The sequence below is a fragment of the Candidatus Egerieousia sp. genome, from assembly GCF_056211015.1.
This window is the reverse complement of record NZ_JBAELF010000091.1, coordinates 1-6,761: the sequence shown is the minus strand read 5'-3', so window position 1 is coordinate 6,761 and position 6,761 is coordinate 1. Positions and strand designations below refer to the sequence as shown.

General features: G+C 47.6%; 6 protein-coding genes. All 6 read left to right on the top strand.

Going from position 1 to position 6,761, the window contains the following annotated elements:
- The first annotated feature begins 139 nt into the window (after positions 1–139).
- Positions 140–313, top strand: a complete 174-nt coding sequence (locus AC06L3_RS06725) for a twin-arginine translocase subunit TatC (protein ID WP_475669854.1) — start codon at positions 140–142, stop codon at positions 311–313.
- A gap of 1,096 nt (positions 314–1,409) precedes the next feature.
- A complete protein-coding gene (locus tag AC06L3_RS06720) occupies positions 1,410–3,002 on the top strand; it encodes an ATP-binding protein (RefSeq protein ID WP_475669853.1) in 1,593 nt (530 codons plus the stop codon).
- Positions 3,003–3,029: 27 nt separating this feature from the next.
- A complete protein-coding gene (locus AC06L3_RS06715; RefSeq protein ID WP_475669852.1) occupies positions 3,030–4,952 on the top strand; it encodes an outer membrane protein assembly factor BamB family protein in 1,923 nt (640 codons plus the stop codon).
- Between the two features lie 136 nt (positions 4,953–5,088).
- Entirely contained in the window at positions 5,089–5,400 is a 312-nt protein-coding gene (gene rplU, locus AC06L3_RS06710) for a 50S ribosomal protein L21 (RefSeq protein ID WP_475669851.1), read from the top strand.
- Positions 5,401–5,416: 16 nt separating this feature from the next.
- The gene (gene rpmA / locus AC06L3_RS06705; RefSeq protein WP_475669850.1) at positions 5,417–5,674 is read left to right on the top strand and encodes a 50S ribosomal protein L27; all 258 of its coding nucleotides are present in this window, start codon (positions 5,417–5,419) and stop codon (positions 5,672–5,674) included.
- 90 nt (positions 5,675–5,764) lie between these two features.
- On the top strand, positions 5,765–6,761 hold a 997-nt coding region (gene serS, locus AC06L3_RS06700; RefSeq protein ID WP_475669849.1), incomplete at its 3' end, for a serine--tRNA ligase.

Here is a 6,761-nt window from a genome sequence, read left to right as displayed (position 1 = left end):
ACCGACACTCTCAGATGAAGGGGTATAAAGCCCTGAATGCTTTACCCAATAATAAGGTATGCGACCCTCCGTGCGCGGCAGGGCTTAGTACAACCGGACTCCAAATCGCGCTTCACGCAACACGAAGTCCTATAGCGTTATATCATCAGAACTCCTCAAAGAATATAGAAAGTGGGCGCTTATGATTATCGCAACATTGTCTGCGATAATAACACCTCCGGACGTGTTTACATTGGCTATGGTGGCAATACCTTTGTATTTACTATATGAGGCCAGCATACTTATTGTTCAGAATGTTGAAAAGAAGAAATAGAATGTTAGTAGAAGTTATTTTTTACAAAATTAATATGCCATACAATGCCAGATATGGATAATACGAAGGCGGTAGTCGTAATGTTGGAATAGAATGAAAACGGTGAAAATCATTTAGAAGTTGTGCTGGCGGTAGCGGCTGTGTTCAGCCTGTACAGAAGCCGTTATGGTGAGGGTACTCATGAGGATGACACGAGATTGTGTGCTAGTGTCTATGTGCATCGCTTTGACAGAAGCCGCCCCGTTTGTTTAAGGCAATACCGATGAATATCCAGACCCAGTATTCATGCGGATTGCTCGCAATTATATCTGACGAAAAAGACGCCAGCAGCAGATAGTAATGATTGTTCGAATGCGTCCGACTCCCAGATAATGCGGGAGAAGGCTACCCGTATCAGGAAGCATGTGCGCTGGAACGTGCTGGGGTGTTTAGGCTTCATTGCTCTGGCAGGAGTTTTCATTTGAATCGGTGTGTTGCTGTGTATGGGAAGAGGCATGCCACGGTCTTTCATCCTTTTGGCGGTGGGAGGGCTCTGGCTCCTTTGGGATATGGCCAAGTCCTGGAGCTACAGGACCTCCTTGCCGTCCAGTTTTGTGAGAATTACCGAGAATGATGACCGGGAGTGATTTGTAGTATTTGATGGAAATATGCGTTCTATGCACACGAGAGACCTGTCGGCAAGTTTTAAACTCAGCGAAAATGGGCATTTTTCTTGAATAAGGGCCGAAAATAGCAAAAACAATGAATTTTGGCCTGTGGGTGGGACTCGGTGGATGGATGACCTGCCAGAGTCCCCGCTTCGCGTAGCGCGAAAGTTACTTCATATCCAGCCCCATCTTCTTGATGGATGCGGCTTTCGAATGGGAAGCGTTGGCAGGAGCCTGGTGGCAATTTGGGATTCATCGATCATCGCAACGGCTATTTTGTGCGTCCTATGGGATATGGCGCAATCATATCTGATGAACAAAGCACCAGTAGCAGATAGCAATGATTGTTCTCTTTGCCGTTTTCCAGCTGATGACGGTGTGTTTTGCGGAAGCTTAGGTTTGCAACTTAAATGCGTTTTGCATATATTCGCATAAAATGTGTGAATTGTATGGAAGAGAGCTTGCAGCTTAAGAACCTGCCCATTGGCATTCAGGATTTCGAGGACCTGAGAACGAACAACTACATGTATGTGGACAAGACGTATCTTATCTACAGGCTCGTCACAACGGGAAAGTATTATTTTCTCTCACGCCCGCGAAGGTTCGGAAAAAGTCTGCTCATGAGCACCATCCACACATATTTCAGCGGAAAGAGGGAGCTGTTCAAGGGACTGGCAATGGAGGGGCTTGAGAAAGACTGGCTGGAATACCCTGTATTTCATCTGGACCTGAACACGGAGAATTACAGCGACAAGGACGCTCTGAGAAAAAGACTTGAGCTTTTTATATCCACGCAGGAGATAACGTACGGAAAGTCGGTAGCTGAAGCCACATTCGGGCAGCGATTCGAAGGTGTGATACGCCGGGCTTACGAAAATACCGGACGCAAGGTGGTGATTCTTGTTGACGAGTATGACAAACCGGTTCTGCAGGCCATTGGCAACGAGGCGTTGCAGGAGGAGTATCGTGTAACGCTCAAGGGCTTCTACGGCGCACTCAAGACCATGGACGGGTGCATAAGGTTCGCCCTGCTCACAGGAGTCACAAAATTCGGCAAGCTGAGCGTGTTCTCAGACCTGAACAACCTCAATGACATTTCATTGAACCTTCAGTATCACGATATCTGCGGAATAACTGCGGATGAAATGAGACGTGACTGTTCAGAATACATCAAGCAACTGGCACTGGAACAGGAACTCAGCCTTGAACAGACGTTCGAGAAACTGCGAATGATGTACGACGGATACCGTTTCCACCAGAAAGGTACGGGAATTTACAATCCGTTCAGCCTGCTCAACTGCCTGTACAGAAACGAGTTCGGCAGCTACTGGTTCAGCACGGGCACGCCATCTTTCCTGCTTGAAAAGATGAGGGAGTTCAGGACCGACATATTGAAGCTCAACAGGACGGAGCTCATGCCGGCATCGGCCTTCGAGTCTTCAATACAGGAGATGGACAGCGCACTGCCTCTCCTCTACCAGTCTGGATACCTCACCATAAAGGACTATGACAAGGATGCAGGCAGTTACGCACTTGGAATACCGAACGAGGAGGTCCGCGTCGGTCTGTTCGAGAACCTCCTCAAGAGGCTCACCCCTCTCAACACGGACCAGAGGATGAACATGGTTGCGGCCATGAACAGGGCATTGAGGAAAGGTGATGTTGATGCAGCAATGAAGGCCCTCCAGTCATTCCTCTCCGGCGTGCCTTACATGTACGAGGGCAAGGAAGTCCTTGAGGACCTTGAGAAGCTTGAGGCGCTCCACCAGCGTGACCTCTACATACTCTTCAACGGAATGGGCCTCAACCTTGAGACCGAGGTGAAGCAGGCAAAGGGCAGGGTTGACATGGTGGTCTGGCTGCCCGATGCAATATACATATTCGAGTTCAAGATGAGAGGAACGGCAAGTTCGGCCCTTGCCCAGATAGAGAAGAACCTCTACGACGCTCCGTACATGGCCGACCCGAGACCGAAAGTCAAGGTAGGCGTACGCTTCACCTGCGCCAAGCACACCATAACCAGCTGGAAAATAGCATGGTAACTTCGGATAAATTAACTACAATAGATTATGAGGAACAAAATTCTGCTTTCCGCCGCTTTCTTTTTTGCGTTTGTGCTTGGTTGCAATGCACAGACAGAGAAAATCGGTGATTTTTCTTTTGCTTTTCTTTCAGACATTCATTTGAGCGTTGGCTCCAACAGCGTGAATGACGCTCAGGCCTGCATAGATGACATAAATAACAATCCTGACATTGATTTTGTGCTGTTTGCAGGTGATATCACGGATTTCGGTGCTGACAAGGAGCTTGTCCTGGCAAAGAATCTGTTTGACAAGCTGAACAAGCCTTACTGGATAATTGCCGGCAACCACGATGCAAAGTGGAGCGAGAGCGGCTGCAATTCATTCCTGAACGTGTTCGGTTATGAGAGATATACATTCAAGCACAAGGGCATAAGGTTCGTTGGAACCAATTGTGGTCCGCAGATGAGAATGGCGCCTGCACTTCACTCACGTGACGGCCTGCTTTTCCTTGATTCGCTTGCAAAGGCAATTCCGGCGGACGAGCCTGTGTTCTTTGTGAACCATTATCCTATGGATACATCAATGCTCAACTATACCGCAGTGATAGACCGTTTGAAAAATATGAACACACAGCTTGTGCTCAACGGTCACTGGCATCAGGACAGGGCAATGGAGTATGAGGGCATTCCTGGCGTCATAGGGCGCTCGAGCCAGAATGCAGGCAAGGACGGCCCCGGTTACAATATCGTAACGGTAAAGGGTAACAATGTCAGCTTCCGCGAGAGGATTGCTCCTGCAATCATTCTCAGGAACGGAAAGCAAGTTGAGATAGAAGGAAGAACAAAGGAGCCTTGGTACAATGTAAGGCTGAGCAATGGTCTGGCATACAGGACCGATGAGAAATATCCGCGTCCGAACAAGGATATGAACAATGAGTTCCCGAACGTAAAGGAACTGTGGACTCTGGAGGACAATTATGACATAGGTTGCGGTGCCGCTTACAGCGAGAACGGTGGCAAGCCTGTGGTTGTGTATGCAAATACAAAGGGAATTGTGAAGGGGCTGGATGCTAAAACAGGCAAGGTTCTGTGGGAGTTCGCAACTCAGGGCAAGATTTTCTCGACTCCAGCCATCGCCGGTGGAACAGTGGTGGTGGGAAGCTGCGATACATATATGTATGCGTTGAATCTCAAGAGCGGGCAGCTCAAATGGAAATATAAATGTGACAAGTCTGTGCTGGGTGCTCCTGTGATTTTCAACGGGAAGGTTTTCTTCGGCGCTTCCGACGGTTCATTCAGGGCTCTGAACCTGAGCAACGGTTCGCTTGCATGGCGCTATGGAAAGATAAAGGGATTCATTGAGGCAAGGCCATACGTTGATAACTACCAGATTGTGATAGGGGACTGGGCCAACACCCTTTATTCAATGAGCACCGCTACAGGAAAGCTTCAGTGGAGCTGGTCAACCGAGGGCAGCAGAATGCTTTCCCCGGCGGCCGTTTATCCTGTAAAGGTTGACAATAAAATAATCATTGTAACTCCTGAACGTTATTCTTATTACATTGATTCAAAGACAGGCCAGACTATTTGGAAGGAATATGGCGGAAGGGAGTCGCTGGGTGTTTCTCCTGACAAGAGCATGTATTTCGTAAAACTCATGAAGGACGAGGTCTGGGCCTTCAGTACAAAGAGCAAGTTCCCTACAAGGGTATGGACAGCGAACCTGGGCTTTGGGTACGAGATTGCACCTACTGAAATGACAACGGTTTCCGGCATTGGAAAGAGCGGAAAGGGTCTGCTTTTCGTGCCTACTGACAAGGGTAACATATTTGCAGTGAACATTGCCGATGGAAGCCTGAAGTGGAAGCACAAGGTTTCATTCGCCCTCATCAATCAGATTCTGCCAATAGGCAAGGACAGGGTGCTGGTTACCACAATGGACGGCGTTGTGGCAATGATCAAATATTAAGGATGATTTTTTTGCGGGGATTGCAAAAAAGATTATATTTGCGGGATTATTGATAGAAGGCAGTATAGCTCCTTAAAGTGTCATCGGCCGGTTGGCGTGGTGGCCGCTTGCTGTCAAAACCATAAACATTTTATTTATGTACGCAATTGTAGATATTGCAGGACAACAATTTAAAGTTGAAGCGGGCAAAAAGATTTTTGTTCATCGTTTGAGTGAGTCAGCTGTAGGCGATTCCATCAAATTTGAGAAGGTGCTTCTCGTTGACAATGACGGCGCAGTAAAGGTAGGTAATCCTTACGTTGAGGGCGCAGCAGTCAATGCCAAGGTTCTTGAGCATCTCAAAGGTAATAAGGTGATTGTATTCAAGAAAATCCGCAGAAAAGGATTTGACAAGAAGAACGGCCACCGTCAGTGTTTAACCCAAATAGAGATTGAATCAATCGCTTAATTAAAATTTTTGTATTATGGCTCATAAAAAAGGTGTTGGTAGTTCCAAGAACGGCCGTGAATCAGAAAGCAAAAGGTTAGGCCTTAAATTGTTTGGCGGACAGATTGCCAAGGCAGGCAACATTATTGTAAGACAGAGAGGTACAGTTCACAATCCTGGCCAGAACGTTGGTATGGGAAGGGATCACACTCTTTATGCTTTGATTGATGGTGTTGTAACATTCAAGAAGAAAGCCCAGGGCAAATCTTACGTTTCGGTTCTTCCTATTGAGTAACAAGGGAATGACTGCGTAAATAAAGAATATAGGAGTGTCCCTTGAAAAGGATGCTCCTTGTTTTTTTGAACAAGATAAATACATTATTTCATGTTAACACTTAAACTTTTGAGAGAGCAGCCCGAATTCGTGATTGAGCGTCTGGCTGTAAAGAATTTCGATGCAAAGGAAATAGTTGCCACCATCCTTGAGCAGGACAGTAAGAGAAGGGATGCGCAGGGTGAAGTGGATTCATTGAAGGCCCGTCAGAATGCAAAGGCAAAGGAGATAGGAGCATTCATGAAGGCCGGTGACAAAGCTTCTGCCGAGGCTGCAAAGGCTGAAGTTGCCGCACTCAAGGAAAGGACAAAGGAGATTGAGGAATCAATGGTACAGGCGGAGCAGAGGATGAACAATGCACTCGTGCTTCTTCCTAACCTTCCTTGCTCAATAGTTCCTAACGGAAAGGGTGCGGAAGACAATCTCGTGGTGAAGATGGGCGGTCCTGAGGCAAAACTGCCTGAGAACCCGAAACCTCACTGGGAACTGGCAAAGAGCCTTGATATCATTGATTTTGATCTTGGAGTAAAGATAACAGGCGCTGGCTTCCCTGTTTACAAGGGCAAGGGCGCAAGGATTCAGAGAGCCCTCATTTCATATTTCCTTGACATGAACACAAGGGCAGGCTATCTTGAGATTCAGCCACCGCTGATGGTTAATGAAGCAAGCGGCTTTGGAACCGGTCAGCTTCCTGACAAGGAGGGGCAGATGTATCACGTAGGCCTTGACAATTTCTACCTCATTCCTACAGCCGAGGTTCCTGTAACTAACCTTTACAGGGACGTAATCCTTTCAAAGAGCGATTTCCCTGTAAAGCTCACAGCATACTCACAGTGCTTCCGCCGCGAGGCAGGTTCTTACGGAAAGGACGTGCGCGGCTTGAACCGTCTGCATCAGTTCGACAAGGTTGAAATAGTCCAGCTCAGCCTTCCTGAGGATTCATACGCTGCACTCGACGGTATGGTTGCACACGTTGAGTCAATCGTGAAGGGACTCGAACTCCCTTACAGAATCTTAAGGCTTTGCGGTGGCGATATGAGCTTCACCT

Coding starts and splice junctions, on each gene's coding strand:
- AC06L3_RS06715 (WP_475669852.1), top strand. CDS start 3,030: ATGAGGAACAAAATTCTGCTTTCCGCCGCTTTCTTTTTTGCGTTTGTG.
- rpmA (WP_475669850.1), top strand. CDS start 5,417: ATGGCTCATAAAAAAGGTGTTGGTAGTTCCAAGAACGGCCGTGAATCA.
- rplU (WP_475669851.1), top strand. CDS start 5,089: ATGTACGCAATTGTAGATATTGCAGGACAACAATTTAAAGTTGAAGCG.
- AC06L3_RS06720 (WP_475669853.1), top strand. CDS start 1,410: ATGGAAGAGAGCTTGCAGCTTAAGAACCTGCCCATTGGCATTCAGGAT.